19 protein-coding genes are annotated in these 16856 nt (G+C 67.6%); 5 read left to right on the plus strand and 14 right to left on the minus strand.

Going from position 1 to position 16856, the window contains the following annotated elements:
- Positions 1–98: 98 nt before the first annotated feature.
- Positions 99–764, plus strand: a complete 666-nt coding sequence (locus tag Ade02nite_RS49205) for a hypothetical protein (protein WP_239168693.1) — start codon at positions 99–101, stop codon at positions 762–764.
- Between the two features lie 214 nt (positions 765–978).
- The gene (locus tag Ade02nite_RS11680; protein ID WP_203761607.1) at positions 979–1629 is read left to right on the plus strand and encodes a hypothetical protein; all 651 of its coding nucleotides are present in this window, start codon (positions 979–981) and stop codon (positions 1627–1629) included.
- A 35-nt stretch (positions 1630–1664) separates the two neighbouring features.
- Here the strand turns inward: Ade02nite_RS11680 and Ade02nite_RS11685 are convergent, their stop codons facing one another.
- From Ade02nite_RS11685 to Ade02nite_RS11745, 13 genes are all read right to left on the minus strand, one after another.
- The gene (locus tag Ade02nite_RS11685) at positions 1665–3014 is read right to left on the minus strand and encodes an ApeA N-terminal domain 1-containing protein (protein ID WP_203761608.1); all 1350 of its coding nucleotides are present in this window, start codon (positions 3012–3014) and stop codon (positions 1665–1667) included.
- Positions 3015–3378: 364 nt separating this feature from the next.
- Positions 3379–6237 (minus strand): BTAD domain-containing putative transcriptional regulator, encoded by a 2859-nt coding sequence (locus tag Ade02nite_RS11690; RefSeq protein WP_203761609.1) that lies wholly within the window; start codon positions 6235–6237, stop codon positions 3379–3381.
- 22 nt (positions 6238–6259) lie between these two features.
- Positions 6260–6718: a pilus assembly protein TadG-related protein gene (locus Ade02nite_RS11695; protein WP_203761610.1), complete on the minus strand. Its 459-nt coding sequence runs from the start codon at positions 6716–6718 to the stop codon at positions 6260–6262.
- The gene (locus tag Ade02nite_RS11700) at positions 6715–7161 is read right to left on the minus strand and encodes a TadE/TadG family type IV pilus assembly protein (RefSeq protein ID WP_203761611.1); all 447 of its coding nucleotides are present in this window, start codon (positions 7159–7161) and stop codon (positions 6715–6717) included. Before Ade02nite_RS11700 ends, Ade02nite_RS11695 begins: the two co-directional genes overlap by 4 nt.
- A complete protein-coding gene (locus Ade02nite_RS11705; RefSeq protein WP_203761612.1) occupies positions 7158–7637 on the minus strand; it encodes a TadE family protein in 480 nt (159 codons plus the stop codon). The genes Ade02nite_RS11700 and Ade02nite_RS11705 overlap by 4 nt, the downstream gene beginning before the upstream one ends.
- A gap of 10 nt (positions 7638–7647) precedes the next feature.
- Positions 7648–7839 (minus strand): hypothetical protein, encoded by a 192-nt coding sequence (locus tag Ade02nite_RS11710; protein WP_203761613.1) that lies wholly within the window; start codon positions 7837–7839, stop codon positions 7648–7650.
- An 84-nt stretch (positions 7840–7923) separates the two neighbouring features.
- Entirely contained in the window at positions 7924–8817 is an 894-nt protein-coding gene (locus Ade02nite_RS11715) for a type II secretion system F family protein (protein WP_203761614.1), read from the minus strand.
- Positions 8814–9707: a type II secretion system F family protein gene (locus Ade02nite_RS11720; protein WP_379035860.1), complete on the minus strand. Its 894-nt coding sequence runs from the start codon at positions 9705–9707 to the stop codon at positions 8814–8816. Before Ade02nite_RS11720 ends, Ade02nite_RS11715 begins: the two co-directional genes overlap by 4 nt.
- A complete protein-coding gene (locus Ade02nite_RS11725) occupies positions 9704–11068 on the minus strand; it encodes a TadA family conjugal transfer-associated ATPase (RefSeq protein WP_203761678.1) in 1365 nt (454 codons plus the stop codon). Before Ade02nite_RS11725 ends, Ade02nite_RS11720 begins: the two co-directional genes overlap by 4 nt.
- A gap of 44 nt (positions 11069–11112) precedes the next feature.
- The gene (locus Ade02nite_RS11730) at positions 11113–11925 is read right to left on the minus strand and encodes a hypothetical protein (protein ID WP_203761616.1); all 813 of its coding nucleotides are present in this window, start codon (positions 11923–11925) and stop codon (positions 11113–11115) included.
- Positions 11926–11930: 5 nt separating this feature from the next.
- Positions 11931–12521 carry an SAF domain-containing protein gene (locus Ade02nite_RS11735; RefSeq protein WP_203761617.1) on the minus strand — a complete coding sequence of 197 codons (591 nt, stop codon included), beginning with the start codon at positions 12519–12521 and terminating at the stop codon, positions 11931–11933.
- Between the two features lie 164 nt (positions 12522–12685).
- Positions 12686–13633, minus strand: a complete 948-nt coding sequence (locus Ade02nite_RS11740) for a PKD domain-containing protein (RefSeq protein WP_307871213.1) — start codon at positions 13631–13633, stop codon at positions 12686–12688.
- Positions 13588–14127, minus strand: coding sequence for a hypothetical protein (locus Ade02nite_RS11745; RefSeq protein ID WP_239168694.1), 540 nt, complete (start codon positions 14125–14127; stop codon positions 13588–13590). The genes Ade02nite_RS11740 and Ade02nite_RS11745 overlap by 46 nt, the downstream gene beginning before the upstream one ends.
- A 297-nt stretch (positions 14128–14424) precedes the next feature.
- Here Ade02nite_RS11745 and Ade02nite_RS11750 point away from each other — a divergent pair, with 297 nt between their 5' ends.
- The 3 genes from Ade02nite_RS11750 (at position 14425) to Ade02nite_RS11760 (ending at position 15922) form a co-directional block, all read left to right on the plus strand.
- The gene (locus tag Ade02nite_RS11750; RefSeq protein ID WP_203761619.1) at positions 14425–14754 is read left to right on the plus strand and encodes a hypothetical protein; all 330 of its coding nucleotides are present in this window, start codon (positions 14425–14427) and stop codon (positions 14752–14754) included.
- Positions 14755–14925: 171 nt separating this feature from the next.
- Positions 14926–15237 carry a winged helix-turn-helix transcriptional regulator gene (locus Ade02nite_RS11755; RefSeq protein ID WP_203761620.1) on the plus strand — a complete coding sequence of 104 codons (312 nt, stop codon included), beginning with the start codon at positions 14926–14928 and terminating at the stop codon, positions 15235–15237.
- Positions 15238–15373: 136 nt separating this feature from the next.
- Complete coding sequence (locus Ade02nite_RS11760) at positions 15374–15922, plus strand: prepilin peptidase (protein WP_369076659.1); 549 nt, start codon at positions 15374–15376, stop codon at positions 15920–15922.
- Between the two features lie 111 nt (positions 15923–16033).
- On the opposite strand, the gene Ade02nite_RS11765 is transcribed toward Ade02nite_RS11760, so the two are convergent.
- Entirely contained in the window at positions 16034–16819 is a 786-nt protein-coding gene (locus Ade02nite_RS11765; RefSeq protein WP_203761622.1) for a hypothetical protein, read from the minus strand.
- Positions 16820–16856: the final 37 nt, after the last annotated feature.

Raw genomic sequence — 16856 nt, forward strand, 5'->3', positions numbered from 1 at the left:
ACCTGTACAGATGGTCGATCCATCGCGAGCCTGCCGCTGGCGCTAATGGCGTCGCTGGCCTGGGACGTTGCGGGCAACGAGCAGGAAGGAGTCGACCGATGACGCTCACTCCCGCGTGGATGTCGCCGACGCCCGACGAGATGCCCTTCCATTGCCGCACCTGCCGACGGGCGCTGCACCGGCACCAGGGACCCAGCGGCGCGCTCACGTTCCTACACCCGGCCGAGGTTCGCGGCGGCGAGGTCGATCACCAGGCTCGGCCGGCGCCGGTGACCGAGGTCGAGAACCCGATCATTGAGTGCGACTTTTGCTCCGGCCCGGTCGCCGCCTGGGTGTACGTGTGCGCCGACCAGGAGAGCGACCTCCGATACGTCACCCGGCGCACCGTGGAACTCGGCGACTACCAGCGTCGACACCACGCCGCCCGGACCCGCGCCGTCGAGACGGCTCTCGGGCCGGTGCAGATCTGGGGTGAACGGTGGAGTGCCTGCGACGGCTGCGCCGCCCTGATCCAGGAGCGTGACCTCTACCGCCTGATAGCCCGGGTCACCGATACCATGCCAGCCAAATTCACACGCGGCAAGCGGCTCATGCGAGTGCGCGGACACCTGCATGGCACCTACAGCACCGTGCTCAACACCCTACGGCCGGGTCGATACCGGATCACCGAGCACCATCCGCTCGGCCTATGGCAGGAGCCGAACCAGGCAGCGTCAGAGATCGTTGATGGCGGCCCGACGGAGGCGCCGCCAGAGGCCGAATAGTTCGCACTGCGGTGTAAAGATCCTGCGGCTGGGCGGCGGCCGGTCGGGGCACACCTGAAAGGGTGTGCGCAACCCCCGACCGGCCGCCTCGCCGCTCGTAGCCACCCCACGGCCCATCAGCCGTATCAAGCCTGAGCAGCGTGCCGCCGATGCTACCCAGCCATCAAGCTGGTATCGGCACTCCAGCACGCCCGCAACTCGGAGACCCGCGACAATGACGACCGTGGCTCGCCGAACCTTCTCTGACCGTGTCGCCCTCGACCGCGATGGTGTAGCTACGCAGACCGGCGTGGCGCGCACAACCGTCATCAACTGGATCCAACAGCGAGCCCGGTTCGGCTTCCCGGAGGGCTTCACCGACGACTCCGGCCGCGAGTGGTTCTGGGCCGACGACATCGACGCTTTCCACGCCGCCCATCAAGCCGCGAAGCTGGCCGAGCTGACGGAGGTCGACCGTGGCGGTGATCCGAACGAACTGGTGACCTCCGGAGAGGCCGCACGGATTCTCGGTTACAGCTCGTACCGCAACTTGCCGGTCGAGCTAACCGGGCACCCCGACCACGTCGAGATCCTGTCCGACGGCCGTAGGCGGCGATTCTGGTACCGGCGCACCGTGTGGGCGCACGCGGACGCCCGCAGAGGCCGCCAATCCACTGGTCACGCACCCCGCACCACCGGCCCGCGCAAGCCCCACCCCTACGCCGACGACCCTCGCCTGCAAGCCGCCGCAGACCTGCTCGCCGAGGCGGCAGCTACCGGACATGGCCGGCGCGGTCTCGGTGCCGAGCTCGCTCGCCGCCTCGGCGTTGCGGAGCGTACCGCCCAACGCCTGCTGACCGCCGCGGAGGCCGATCAACCGAGCTAAGGGCACTAGATACTGAGGGCATCGCCGAACATTAATCAAGCCCGTTGCTCTTGAAGCAACGCATGGATTCGTTTTTGAAGCTGCCACGTGTGACTAGTGTCGGCGAATAACTTCCGCGCCGGCTCCTTGTTTCCTGATATGCGACAGAGTAGGGCAACGGAAAGAAGCATCGAGGCACTGTCCGCCAATATTCCCAATTCCACCTCATTTGCCACATACTCAGGCTCGTGCTTCAGCTTGTTGTATGCACTCCAAAATCGATGCGACCACTCCCTGGAGTCACCCACCCAGCGATCAAAATGGCCGCCCACATGCCGCGCAATCGGCCAAGACCAGCCACATCCTTGGGAACCCTTTTTGCAGCATTTCTCCTTGACCCACTTTACTCTTCTTCTTCTGTGAGCTGCCACCCAGTACTCCATGGCTGCGGCGATCTCAAGCAGGCGGAGAGGAGCCGACGCTCGCCCTTGCCGATAGGGCTCAATAATCGGCCTTACCGCACGGAGGTGATTGTCGCATAGGACAATCCACCGCCGAAGTGCGGGCAAACCACCTATGTCCTCCAATCTCAGTAGAGGGAAATCTCTACTTTTCGCGGCCGTAGCGCCCGTGGGTGCCGCCATGAGCCAGCCATCCCAAAGCTGCGATCGATCAATCTCCGCACCATCGACGTCGGGTGTTGCACGACCGCTCTCTGCCGCAATAAAGCCTTCGTAGCAGAAGGACAGTAGGTCTTGCACACGAAGCAGAGGCTGACGTAAGTTCCACAAAGACTCCGCCCTACCGACGCTTCGGCAACTGAGTTCTACAGGCGCGTGGATGATCCTTTTGTCCGTCGAACCACGCGTATACCAATGGGCCGAGAGAACGAGCTCCCTGCCGCCAGAGAGGCGTATGCTTTGCTCTGGCTGCGACTCGACAGCGATCGTAAATGACTTTAGCTTGCCATCGTCACGATGCCCTAAAGACTCGACCGAGGTTGATAGTCCGAACCACGAGGAAATTCCGAAAAAGTGGGCTGAAATCGACTTGAGCCGCTCACTTCGGATCTTCTCTATCGGAACGTCGCGAAGAATGGTGCGACCCCGATAGTGTCGGGCCGACGCCGCACCCCCCATACGAATTTTCTGACCAGCACCCTTAAAGTCGAGCAGTAGCACTGTCCCATGTTCTGTGGATCCGGTGATTAACCGAGGGTAAGGAAGGTGACTCAACAATTCGTCTCGAAAGCTATCCTCATCAAGCGTTTTAAGTTCAAACGTATCGGGTGCGGTGAGGCTCAAGTAGCCCCGTTCGTAATCCGAATCCGTGTCCTTAGGGCCATCAAAACCCGGCCAGAACCAGCCCATGACGCCATCAGCAATAGCGAGGATTTCGTCTCCCATAAAACGCCTTTACCGGCTTCCCTGAGGGGCATCTAGACGGCGAGTGCATCACGGTCAGCATAGAGGAATGATTGACTGTCAGCTACTACTAACCGACCAGTTGTTCGTAAACGTTCAACCTTGACATGACCGGCATGTCTGGCGCCAAAGGCACGCGGCGCACTCTCGCCCATCCGCGCGCGCATTAATCCTTCGGCCTCGCGGCGAGCACCATGGCCAGCAGTTCCACGCAGGTGCGAAGGGCAGCACGAGCAAGATGCGCATCTAGACGGGCATCCCCGCGCGCGCCACGGCATGTTGTCGAGGGCAGGAGGTGACTCGACGGCGACGCGGGCGTTCGCCGTGCCGTTGCGCGGAGTGTCAGTCATCGAGCGCCCCCACTGGCGACGGGCCGTAGCTGCCGTTCCGCAACGCGGCGGGTGGCCTTCGAGGGTTCGGCGTCGAGGTCGGCCAGGCGATCCTCCAGGCAGCGGAGCGTCTGCCGGACCGCATCGGGGCGTTGTGCGCGGCCGTGAATGCGCATGATCCGCTGGTACAGCTCCTCGTTGATCGGGTCGAGGTCGGTGGCGCGTTGCAGGGCGGCGATTGCCTGCTCCGGCTGGTCGATCTCGATAATTTCGGCGATCCGCGCATACACGGCGAGGATCTGGTGCCGGTAGCTGCCTGCGTAGTCGGTGACCCAGGCTCGGTCCTGACCTTCGGCGAAGTCCCCGCCGTACAGCTCGGCGGCCTCGCGCAGCGCGGCGAGGGCGGTGGAGTCGTCGGGCGCGGTGTTGGCGCGTTCGATAGCGGTCAGCATCTGCCACAGGTCGACGGCGAACAGCTGTGAGTCGAGTTGGTAGCGGCTGGTCGCCGGGTCGTAGACCACGAACATTTCCTCGGCGCTGCCGGTGGCGGTGCGAAGGACACGGCGGGCGGTGTTGATGTCGGTGCGGATTCGTTTGGCGGCGGTGGCCATTTCAGTGTCGGGGTGTAGGTCTGCGGCGAGCTGTTCGAGGCTGCGGCCAGCTGGGTGCACGGCGAGGGAGGCAAGCACTGTGTAGGAGCCGCTGCGCATTCCAGTCGTGACCGGGCCGGTGTCGGTGGTGATCCGGACCGGGCCAAGCACCTGGAGCCGGACCGGTGCGGTGATCTCGACGGTTTGGGCAGGTACGGGCTCGGCTTCTTCGGCGGTGATCGAGTCCGATGTCGTGGTGGCGTCGTCGGCGATGCCGGCGGGGTCGTCGAAGTCGTATCCAGGTTCGGGCCGGGGCATTGTGTCGGCCAGCGCGGCGAGAACGGCGGCAAGGTCGGTGGCGGCGAGGGTGGAAAGACGACGTAGTCCGAGAGTCTGCTCGTCGCCAGTGGTGCCGTCCGCGGCGACCTCGACGGCGGTCATACCATCCAGCTCGCCGAGGACGACCGGATGCAGATGCAGTGCGGCGCGGTGCGCGCCGACGGCAAGCAGACGGCGCGCGTGCCGAGGGGCGGCTTCGATGAGCAGCACGTACGCCGGTTGGGCCTCAGCGTGGTCGGTGCGGGCGTTGAGGTCAATGATGCTGTCGGCGTCGAAGGTGTCGAGCAGTCTGCGGCGCAGGATCATTTCCTCTTCGGCATGGGTGACGGCCGCCGCAGCGTCGGCGAGTACGACGAGCCGTTCTCCGTCGTAACTGGTCCCGTCGGGGTCCAGCCCCACCAGCGGGGCACCAGCGGGCAGGAGACGGGCAAGAGTCTCGGTCGTGGTGATCACGACTGGGTGAGCTTCCGTACTCGGGGCGGCGCCGGTGGCGAGCACGGCGCTCAATAGGGCACGAGCCGCCGAATCGGCTCCGTCGCCGTGCAGGGCGAGACCGGGGCCGGGCAGCTCGAAGAGGCTGACCTCTGCTCCGGCGGCATCCACACCGATGGGCGCGGCGACAGCAGGCGCCATCGGCTGGCGCTGGGCCTGCTCGGGGTGCCGGAGCCGGTCAGCGGCGGTCTCGATCGGGGTCAGGGACTCGGGAAGTGGTGCCGGTTGTGGCTCGATCTGGGCCGGGGTGGGGACGACGAGCCGGGCGCGGCGGCGGCGTTGCAGACGGACGAGAGAAGCGACGGCAGCTAGCAACGCGGCCAGGCCGAGGCTGACCCACCCTTGCGCCGGTAGGACGATTCCGGACTCGTCGCGGTCGCGCCCATCATCTTCGGCTGTCGAGGAGGTGACCTGCGGTGCGGCGGTCGTGGGGCTGCTGTTTTCCGCTGGAGCGGTGGTTACCGAAGTCGCCGCGGAGGCGGTGGCAGAGCTGGCCGGCGCGGTACTGCTCGGTGCTGGGTTGCTCGGAGCTGGCGAAGCGGTGTGCTGCGGCGCGTTGGTGGTGGGCTGTTTGGTGGCGGCCGAGCTGGGCTTGGTCGTGGGCTCGGCCGGTGGCGTGGCGGAGGGCTTCGTGTGGAGTGGCGTGTCGTCACGCGCAGGCAGCGCCAGCACCCAGCCCACGTGGATCTCGTCAGGGTCTCTGAGCGCGTAGCCGTTGGCCTGCGTGTGGCCCCGGTTGAGCTTGTAGATCTCGCGCCACCGGTGCGGGTCGCCGAGCTTGTGCTCGGCGAGATCCCACAGGTTGTCGCCTACGACGACGTGGTGCACGCCGCCTGGTGCGTCGCGCGCCCACCCCGGAATGCCGGTGCCGATGTGCGCGGCCACTGGCCCGGCGGCGGCAGCCGTGATCGCGGGGCGGGGACGGGGAGCGGTCGCGGCCACGGGGGCGGGTTCTGCTGGGGTAACGGCGACAGCGGGCCGGTGAGCGGCGGCATCGACGGCGGCTGCGGACGCGCTGGACCCGCCGACCGTGGCAGTGCGGGCGACGTCGAACAGTAGGCCGCCGATGATCGCGCCGACGAGCACGGCCGCAACCCACCGGATCGGGCCACGCCCGGAGACCGGTGGCCGGAGCCTGCCCTGACGGGCAGCCGAAGCAGCGGCTGATGCCTCGATCACTTCGATGACGGTGTCGCGGACGAATTGCGCCCACAGCACCCAACCGATCGAGGCGAGAAGCGCCACAATCATCTGATCCGACCAGGGACTCGTGACTGTCACCATCAGCTCGGACGCTCCGGGCGGTGTGCCGAGCTGAGCCCAGCCGAGCCAGTCCAAGGGCCATCCGGCCGAGGCGATAAGCAGCCACGGCACTCCAGCGACGAAGCCGAGCATCACAGCGGCGGCGACCAGGACGCGCAGCAGGCGGCCCAGGGCGGCGAAGGCACGGAACATACCCAGTGCTCCTCGAAGAGGCTTAGGTGTTGGGGCCGTTGATGCCCTGCACCGCGACCGCGGTCGTGGAAGCCGAGACCCGCAGACTTCGTACGCCGACCAGTTGCAGTAGCTGAGTGCGGCTCGTGCGGCGCACGGTCACGGTGACGGTGGTGGCCGTGGCGGACGCCTCGCCGTCGACGCCGGCGCGGGCGAGCCAGGAGCGAGCCACGGACGCGGCGCGGCCGGGCTCGAGCTGGGCACGGCCCTGTGTGCGGTACAGGTACAGGTCGAGTTCTTGTGCTCCGGCGCGGGCGGCGGCCTGCGCGGTGTCGAGTGCGGACACCTTGACCGACAGCGCGAGCCCGGCGTCCAAGACGAGCCCAGCGACGGCGAACAATGCCACGCTGAACAGCACTGCGAACGGAGTGATCTGTCCGGCGTCTCGGCCACCGGTACGGCGGTGCACCCATGGCGCCACGGCCCCGAATCTCCGAATCATGGTCCCGCCCACCTGTCCACCGGCGAGGTCGTGCTCGCCTCCACCGTTCGACTCCCGGGAATGCCGAGCATGAGCAAGTCCGATAGGGCGACCTGGCACGACACTCGCACCGTCACGGAGCCGCCGGGCTGCTGGTTGCCCGAAACCGTGACGCTGGCCGAGCGGCAAGTCGCGCCGCGAGCGGCGAGTGTCGCGCGGGCGTTACGTTCCGCCTGCGCGACCCCAGCGCCCTCGCCGAGCAGCGACGCGGACCGGGCGCCACTGCTGGCAGCGGCCTCCGCGTCAATCTGTGCCGAGACGAGACGGCCGCACATCACCACGAACAGCAGGATCGCCACAAGCAGAGGCGTCAGCAGGGCCATCTCGGCAGTGCTGGCTCCGGCGTCCGGCGATGCGGCCGCCTGTCGGAGGCGGACGACCAGAGCCCGGCGAAGCTGCGTCACGACGCGCCTCCACCAGAGTTGACCCAGCGCTCTACCGGACGCACCACGACAGCCCGGACCTCCCACGCCATGCCCGGGACCACGGTCCCGGCACGGCCACGGATTTCCACGCGGACCTCGGTGGCGGTGCGAGTTACCGACACCGACGGGTTCTTCAGCACGCCGTTGCCGATCGCGGAGAGTGTGTCGCTGCCTGCGCCCCGGCCGGCATCGGCACTCGACTGGTAGGCGGCGGCGGCGTTTGCGGCCCGGCTCGCGGCGGCCTGCGCAACGTGGGTGGCGTGCATCCACACTCCGGCCTGGATGACCATCATGATGATGAACAGCAGCAGCGGCATGGCGATGACCAACTCGGCCGTCGCCGCGCCCTCGTCCGGGCGGGCGGCGACCCGCCCCCACCGGGCTCGCAACCGTCCAGCCGTGCCGAGCGCCGCCTTCGGTGGACGTTCGGCACGGCGGATCTGTACAGCGGTCATCAGCAGGCCCTCACCCGAGGTTGATGCTGTTGGCCTTGCCGGACACCTTGGCGTAGATGATCCCGATGGCGAGGATTGCCAGCGTTACCAACACGGCGGTAGCTACGACAGCCTCCGTGGTGTAGCCGCCGTCCTTCGTGGCGCGCACCATCTCCCAACGGTGGCGAATCTCAGCAGCGATGTAGGTCAGTACGGCGTTCATTTTCCTTCCCTCCTTAGCGGGCGACGAGGAGACTCATTCGCTGGAAGCTCACTCTGCGTGCGTAGGCGGACGCTGGTCCGAGGGTTAAAGACCGTTCATCACGGCCGCCATTGCCGGATAGCCCAGGAAGATGAGGAACCCGGCGAAGAGGAACACGATGGGCAGCGCCATGCGTTCGGTCGCCGCGTTCGCCTCGCCCTCGGCATCGGTGAGCTGCCGGTCGCGCAACGCCACAGCCCGCGAGCGCAGCGACGCCCGAACCCGCGCGCCCTCGGTGCCCGCGAGCCCGACGGTCGCGGCGAGCTGCTGCAACTCCGCGACCGTGACCCGCCGCCCCAGCGCTCCGAGCACCTCCCACGGCGGCACCCGGGCCAGCCGAGCTTCCGCGAGGGCATACCTCAGCTCTGTGTACGCCGCCCCTGAGCCGACCCTCGCGGCGTCGTCGAGCGCCTGGTCTACCCCGGCCCCGGACGCGAGGCTAATCACCACCAGATCCAGGAACGAGCTCAGCGAGTCGCGGAACGCCGCCCGGTACTTCGCCGCGTCCGCCCGCACGGATAGCTCGGGGGCCAGGAACCCGGCTGCGCCGAGGATCAGCGACGCGAAGGCGGGCGTCGTCATGCCGGTGGAGATGCCAGCGAAGCCGAGCAGCGTCGCGGCGGCCGGGGGCAGCAGGAGTCCGACTACGGCGGCGGTCGCTTGTTCGGCCAGGTGGACGTCAACCGGCTTGTCCAGTGCGGCGAGATCTCGGCGGGTACTGGCCACCGGGAGCCCGGTCGCCCGGAGCCACCGCACCGCCGGACGGCCCCACCGCCCGGTCCACCCCGACGGCGCGCCCCTCGCCTCAGCGGCCAGGGACATCGTCTGTGGGGCGTCGAGGGCCTTGTCCAGGCGCGGTGGCCGAGGGAACCAGCCGACAACGATCAGCCACAGCCCGAGGCCGGTGCCGAGACCGGCCAGCAGCACCATCCCGGTCATGACCGCACCATCTCCGCCTCGGACGGTGCGGCCACACCCGCGAGTACGCGCGCGGTGTCGCGGTCCCGCATCAGCCGGGCGAGCCACCAGAATGCGAACGCGAAGCACGCTCCGGCGGCCAGCAACACGAGCTGTCCGAACGGCGAGTCAAATGGCGCCAGATAGCCTCGGTTAAGCAAGGTCAGCACGCCGGCCATCGCCAGAGTCGCCCCGACGATCACCCGCGCGGAGGTTCGGTTGCGCTTGCGCCCGGCCGTGATCCGCTGCCGGGAAGCGACCTTCGCCCGCGCGGAATCCGCCAGCTCGCCAAGTACGTCGCCGAGCTGCCCGGCGCTGCCGCGCGCGGCCATCAGCAGCCCGGCTACGACCAGGTCGGCGGTCGGGTCGGCCAGCTCGGCGGCGAAAGCACGTAGCGCATCGGTCAGCCGCCAACTGCGCCGCAGGCGGGTCGCCAGGCGGGTAACCTCGTCGCGGATCGGCTCCGGGGCCTCGATCGCGCTCGCGGCGATGGCCTGTTCCAGTCCGGCCGCGCCGGACAGGTTGTCACGCAGCGACTCCGTCCAGGTGGCGATGGCCTCGATCCGGGCCACTCGGCGGGCGTGGTCGCGGTCCGGGCCAATGACCGCCGGAAGCACCCACGCCCCCACGGCCGCGAGCCCGGCGGCGACCGGCCAGCGGGTCAGCACCGCCACGACCAGCGCCACGGCCACGCACAGCCCAAGCCGCCGCCGGTCGACCGGTTCGCGGTTCGAGGTGAGCCTCGACCACCATGAAGGCGCATCGAGTTCCGCGGGCTTATCCTGACGGCCGGACAGCCCCACCCCTATCAGCACCAGCCCGAACGCCGTTCCCAGCCCCAGCAGCGCGGCTAGGGGCACCGTCATGGTCATGACGACCACCCGCCGCCCGGCGCGGAACGTGCCTGATCCAACAGGCTGGGATCGAATCCGGCCGCCGCCAGCGCCTGCACCAGCGCGTTCGAGGGCGGCGCACCGGGCACCGCCCACCCGTCCGGGCCGGGCCGGAAGATCTCATTGGAGGCGACCCCGGTGCCGTCGCTATCGACCACCTCACGGACCGAGGTCACGACCCGGCGACCGGTATCGGTTAGCGCGAGATGCACGATCAGATGCACCGACTCCGCGACCAGCAGATTCGTGGTGGCTGGATCCAACCCGGCCTGCGCTGCGTACAGCACGAGCTTCTTGAACACGCCGGCCGACGAGGAGGCGTGAATGGTGCCAAGCGAGCCGTCGTTGCCTTGGCTCATCGCGTTGAGCATCGGGATGACCTCGTTGCCCCGGACCTCGCCGACGATGACCCGGTCTGGCGACATCCGTAGGCCCGACCGGAACAGCTGCGACATGGTGAAGGCGCCCGCGCCCTCGACGTTGGCTTCCCGGGCCTGCATCGGCACCACGTCGGGGTGCAGCTCCTCGTCGGCGTCCAAGGCCAGCTCGTAGGTGTCCTCGATCGTGACGATCCGCTCGTCCGGCGGGATGACGGAGGCCAGCGCCCGGAGCATGGTGGTCTTGCCCGCGTTGGTCTGCCCGGCTACGAGAACGTTGAGCCGGGCCTGCACCGCGGCTGTCAGCAGGCTGCGGAGCACCGGGTTGAGGGTGGCGAGCTGCTCCAGTTCGGTCAGTGTGACCTTGACGTAGCGGTGCCGGCGGATCGAGAGTGCCGGGCGCCGGGTCACCGACATGATCGCGTGTAGGCGGGAGCCGTCGGGCAGCTGGAGGTTCAGCTCAGGCGATGCGCGGTCCCAGCGCCGTTCCTCCGCCCCTTCGCCGTCGGCTTCGGCACGGCCGGCGTCGGCGGCGAGTCGCCGGATCAGAGCCACCATCTCGGCGTCCGAGTCGGCGATCGGGCCGACTCGTTTGCGGGTGCCGTCGGCATGGCGCACGAAGACCCGATCGCAGCCGTTGGCGGTGATGCCCTCGATGCTCTCGTCGGCCAGCAGCGGTTGCAGGCCACCGGCCCCGAGCAGCATGTCCTCCACCGCGCGGGACACCCGTGACTCCACGTCGGGGCGTAGGGGCGGCCGACCGGCGCGCATCTCTTCCGTGGCGAACGCATCCAATGCCTCGGTGATCAGGCTCTTTGTAGCTTCCTGCTGCGCGGCGGCCGACATCGGTACGCCGGTCTCGGCCTCGTGCGCGCGGGTGACGCGGGTCAGCCGCTCGGCCACGTCGCGGCGGATCCGCCGGACCACCGTGATCTCGCTGACCTCGCCAGCCGGTTGCAGCATCCCTGCGAGGAGTTGCCCGTTCAACGTTGGGGCGAGCGGTGAACTCATCCGATGGTCTCCTCACGAGCCGGGTCGGAACTAGCAGGCGGCGCAACGGTCAGGTCGGCAGTGAGGCCGTCGAGCACGCTGGCGTAGGCGCGCATCAGGGGAAGCTGCCGCCACCGTTTCCCGGCTAGCAACTCCCCGGACAGCAGCGCCGCCGCTTTCCGGTCGTCGGGCAACGGGCCGAGCACCTCAACCGCGCCCGGCTCGCGTGCGAGCTCCTCCGCGACGTGGGTTTGCAGCACATGCGCGACTTCGGCGGCCGGGTAGGCCCCTCCGGCGGCGAGCAGTATCACCAGCCGACCCGCGCCGATATCCACCAGTTCCGCGAGGGCCTCCCGCAGATGCGCCAGCTCGTCGGCGCGGGCACGTGCCATCACGAGCACCACGTCGGCCAGTCGCAGCACCGGCCACGCCGCCGACCCGGTAGACAGCCGCCCGCAGTCGGCCACCACAAGCCGGTCGGGCGCCGTCAACACCGCCCGACCGGTCCCGGCCAGTTCCGGCAGCGCGGCCCGGGTCTGAGCGCCACCGGCCGGAGCTGCCACAACGGGCACCACGACATCGCCCACGACCGCCGGTTGCACCCCGGCGGCGAAGGCGGTATCCGGATCGGTCGCACCGCGTGCGGCGGCAGCCACATCCACCAGACTCGGTGTAGCGGCCAGCTCGAGGCGGCGCATCAGATCGCCGCCGGCCGGATCGCACTCCACCACGGTGGCTCGTGCGTTGGCCGAGGCTGTAGCCGCCAGCCCGAGCGCGGTCGTGGTCACGCCGGGACGGCCTTTGAGGTAAGTCACGGCCAGCAACGGCATCTCAGTTACCTTTCCGGTGCGGTCTGCATCAGCACCACTGCGCCCTCTGGGGCTGCGGCCAGCCGCGGCCCGTCCGAGGCGTCCAGCAGGAGCGTGATCACCGTGGAACCCTGGCCGTCGCCAGCGAGGTCCACGCCGAGCACGACCGCCCGCAGCCGGGTCGGCGCCGCTGTGGCCTTGGCCGCCGGATTCGCCTGGCCCTCTGCGCCTGTGCCGGTGGCAGAGACGAACACCGCCACCCTCGCCCCATTGGTAAGCCCTTGCGGATACTGGCCCGGCTTGAGGGCCAGCGACGCGGTGACTTTCCCGGGGGGCGGAAACGCCGCATCACCGATCAGAGATGGAGTCAGCAGCGTGCCGGCCAGCAGAGGCACCACCGCCGTACGGCCGATCACCTCTTCAGCCTGGGCGACCGGGATGAGCAACACTCCGGGATCGTCGGCAGCCGAAACCTGGGTAAGGTCCGCGACGGCAATGACCTGGCCCGCCGCGACCGGCCGGGCCACGGCCAGCACCTGAATCCGGTCACCGAGCCGTACCGCGCCCCAGGCGTACCCCAGCACACACACAACGACCAGCAGCGAACCCAACGCCACGAACGGCAACCTGCGGCGACGCCGGGCCGCGCGCCACGGGCCACGCCCAACACGCGGCGCGGCAGCCGCCGCACGACCGTCCGAACCTGTTTTCGGGCGCACGGAACCTAGCGCCATGACCAACGTCCTCCCCGTGTGGCGCTGCTACGACTGATGCTTACGATTCAGCGGTTGATGAGGGTCCTCGACTCTTGGACCTGGGCCTCCACCTGACCGGTCGTCGTCAATCCCGGCACAGTTCCGGTCTGTCCTGCTCCGGCCCAGCTCACTGTCCACTCCACCGTTGCCGTCACGGTGAAGGTTCCAGGCGTTTGGTAGGTGTGGCCGCAATCCGGCGATGGGCTCTCCGGGTCGAACCCCGGCGTCCATTGGGTGCCAGGTCCGGCGCAGTTGATGGCGGGCGTGCCATCGCCCATCGACCATCGCACTCTCACTGGCTGAGCGGTCGCTGTCACGCTTACGCCCGGAACCGAGGCAGTTGCCGACTCCGTCCGCCATGAGCCGGCCTCCAGTGCAAGCCAGACAGGCAAATAGCGCAGTTGCGGACCGGGTGGGTTGAGCTCAATGACAACCTTCGGGAGTACGAGCTTGGATCGCGCCTGCTGGGCCAATACCTCTGGTGATATCACCGGCGGCCCTCCCGGCACCCATACCGGTCCGCCGAATCCGGAAGAGGCTTGGCCGTCATCGCCGTAGCAGATCCGTTCGTACCATCCCCCAGCGCCTTCGGGCTGTCCGCCAAGATTTTCGATCATCGCGGGCGATAGCTCAGCCGGTTTGTAGTAGCAGCCATCCGAACCGGCTTGCCCACCGTCCCGTTGACAGGGGATCTCCTTCCCGGACGGGTTCCGGCACTTACCATCCCCACCTTGGCCGCCGCCGCCGTTGCTTCCGGAGCCGGAGCCTGGCTTCTGGGGCGTGCCGGCATTGACGTTGCACTCTGGCCGCGTACTGCCATCGCTGCACGTCACCCCGCCGGTTCCTGGGTCAGCGCGAGCCATCATCGGAAGGCCGAGAGCGGTGGAGGCCGTGATTGTGGCCACCAGCAGGACGCGCTTGAAAGGCGTCAGCATGTCCCGCTCTCCTTCAAGATAAAGGCGCTGACCTTCCATCCGTCAGCGGATCGCTTCACGGTGGCTGTAGTGCGGTGCCGGCCGCCGGGGACGTCGTTGACAAGCCCGCCACCGGCCTTGTATTTGAGCCAACTCTCGTCATTGACGCAGTCCACAATCGTGGCCTCAGTGGGCCGAGCCGACGGCGACAACTTCGTGATCTTCGGTTCAAGCTTCACGTCGCCCTTGGTGACCTGCTTCCGCTTGCGGTCCATGTAGAGAGAACTCGTGATCAGCGTCAGCGCTTGGTCCTGGGCGTACTTCCGCAGATCAGAGGACTCAGGATCCGATGTCGCCGCCGCTTCGACGAAGACCGACCACATGCCGCGGTAGGCGGCAAGAGCGTCGTTCGGAGCATCAGCGCTCGGACTGAGCGCCGCTGTGGCCGGCGAGCTAACCGGAGGTGCGGCATCTCCGACGCGTGGCTTATCACCGGTGCACGCACTGGCGAGCAAACTGACCGCGAGCCCGGCCAGTGCAAGCCGTGAAAACATCGGGAGTTACCTTTCCGGTCGCGAGCGTTCATAGTGGAGTTGGAGTTCCTGCCGCCGCGTCGACTCCAGCCTCACCGCAAGGTCACCAGTCGTGTTTACACCCACACCCACGAGTGATTGCAACCTCCGTACGTGTGCGTACGCGCCTTGCGAAAAGGGAATACACGTACGTCGAGGTACGCACTTGCCGTACGTGCCTCGCGCACGCACACTGACGGCGTAGTGGCATCCGTCGCCCCTCTTCGGGGACGCCCTTGACGACCCACCAAGGCGGTGAATCTGAGGAGGTCGAGTGGCTTGAACAGCTACAACCGGAACGAACGAACCCTCACGCTCCTCGGACGCAGAGGAGCCTACGAACTGCTGCTCGCGTTGAGCGTCCGGGACGGATCCGCAGCCTTCTCTGAGCTGGAAAAGGAGGCACCGCAGGTGATGCCTCTGCTCCGCGCCTTGATCACGGAGGGATTCGTGACCAGCGCAGGCCCCGGCACGCTGGACTTAGAGCCCGGGGCCGAGCTGCGGTTCTCGCTAACCGCTAAGGGCCAGGCCGTCACCGCCCATCTTGTGCGAATACAGCAGTGGCTGGCCGAACGGCCACCCCAGCCCCACATTGGACGTCTGCACTGACTGCCTAGCCAACGGCAAGCCGCCGAGCCGACTGCCCCGGCTCAGAGCGTCGGGAAAAATACGAGAGATCGTCACGTATTAATCGGAACGCGGTGTCGTTCGTCCGATTGATCCAATACAATGTGCCCCTTCCGGAGAGTCACGGGCTCGTAACTGAGGAGGTGGGCAGTGATGACCAACGAGCTGGAAGACATCCTCAACCTGGCCAAGCGGAAGCTAGCCGTCTCGATCTTGCGAGCCTTGAGAGACCAGCCCATGCGGTACTCCAAGCTCCACCACGCGGTGTCGCAAGCCAGCTCGCGCACGGTCCACGCGCGGACGCTGACCGACACGCTCAACTACTTGCGCGACACCGGCCTAGTTGACCATGTCCAGAATGAGAGCGGCGCCAACTACCAGTTGACCCGAGGCGGTCTCGAACTGGTGGACCTGTTGGCCGAGATCGAGCGGTGGGCCAAGCAGCATCGTACGAGCGGGCAGTAGACCAGGAGTGTTGGTCGTTGCCCTCGTTGCGGGTGCAGCTGGCATCGTCGCTGGCGTGCCGGCCACGGCACTCGCCTACTCGGTGCCCCTTGAAGGCCCAGTCCGGCTTTCTCCACGACAGTGGCGTTGGCATTCCGTGTCGGGATGGCGGGCTGTCGGCCCCTCGGTCCTCACCGGCGTTGTAGCCGCCTCGGTCTGCGCGCGTCTCCCGCTCTCGCTAGTTCTACCGGCCTTCTGGCTCTTCGCGGTCGGCGCCACGGCCTTGGCGATCATCGACGTTCGCACGTTCCGTCTTCCCCACGTACTGTCTGGAGCCCTGGCAGCCACCTTCGGCGTAGCGATGATCGCCGAAAGCCTCGCACGACAAGATGGGGACTCCTTGATCACAGCGTGCGCGGCCGGATCGGGAGCGTTCTTGCTCATGTTGGCTGTGGCGCTCATCCTGCCAGGCCAGCTCGGTCTCGGCGACGTAAGCCTGGCGGGAGTGATCGCCATGTCGCTCGGCTGGATTGACCTGGCTATGGCAGCCCGAGGACTTCTCATAGGCACCACGATTCAGGCTCTACTCGCCGGTGTTGCCTTCGCAATCTATGCCGGTGATCGCCGACGACGCATCGCGTTCGGGCCTGCCCTGCTCACCGGCTGGGTAGCGGCTGTGCTGCTCCAAGGCGCACCGGACTGGTAAACGCCGCGCGGCCAGCAGCCCTACTGACGGTGGTCGAGGGCTGGGACCGGGCGCTGACATGCCAAGTAGGACCGGGTAGCTTAGCCCCCGCGCCGGAGGTCGAAATCGCCTTCATCGTCCGGGTGACTCGGTGGATCTGAGGTGGCTGAGCACAGGCGCGGCGTGCAGTAAACGTTGCCAGGAGGCGGTCAGCTGGCGAATGCCGCGCTGTGGTGGACGGCCCGTGGGGTGGCGACGGCAGATTGGCGGGTGGGTGCAGGCTTTGCTGGCGATCCGAAGGGCCAAGGTGTCGCGGTCTTCACTGGCCGGAAGCAGCTGTGGGTGGGCAGCAAGTAGCTGGAGGGCGGCGCGGGTCCGGCCGCACCCGGCGAGGATCATGGCGTAATCGGCCAGGATGTGCACGCCCTCGTCTTCCGGGCCGTCCCCAGCTAACCAGGATGTCAGGGCGTGGTGGATGGCGGTGGTGGCTTCATCGCAGTGGCTGATGGCGTGCAGCGCCCCGGCCAGGTGACGCCGTCCGCTGACTGACTCATCCGGGTCGCCGACCTCCTCAAGAATGGTCAGTCGGGTGCGATGAATCCGATACGCGTCCAGCACCCGTCCTCGCTGAGACAGGGCCTGCCCATAGAGCAGCATCGCTCGCAGCCGAAGCGGCTCGTCGGGTTCCCACCGCTCGGCGGCCACCCGATAGGCGTACTGGGCCCAGGCCAGCCGCAAGGCCGGGTCCATGACGCGTTCGCAGTGACCGATCGCGGCGGCCACAAGCAGTGGATGGTCAGGTAGGTGAGCTGGGTCAGCGCCGTCGAGGAGCAGCTGTTCGCCGAGCGTCGGCCCGACCCGGTCACACCCTGGCGGGTCTGACTGGAAGCTATCGGGCTCGTCGTTGATCCCAGACATTGAGAGATGCGGGCGGCCGGGACGGAGGCGTCTGTGT

It is taken from the genome of Paractinoplanes deccanensis (genome assembly GCF_016862115.1).
Classification (GTDB): Bacteria; Actinomycetota; Actinomycetes; order Mycobacteriales; family Micromonosporaceae; genus Actinoplanes; species Actinoplanes deccanensis.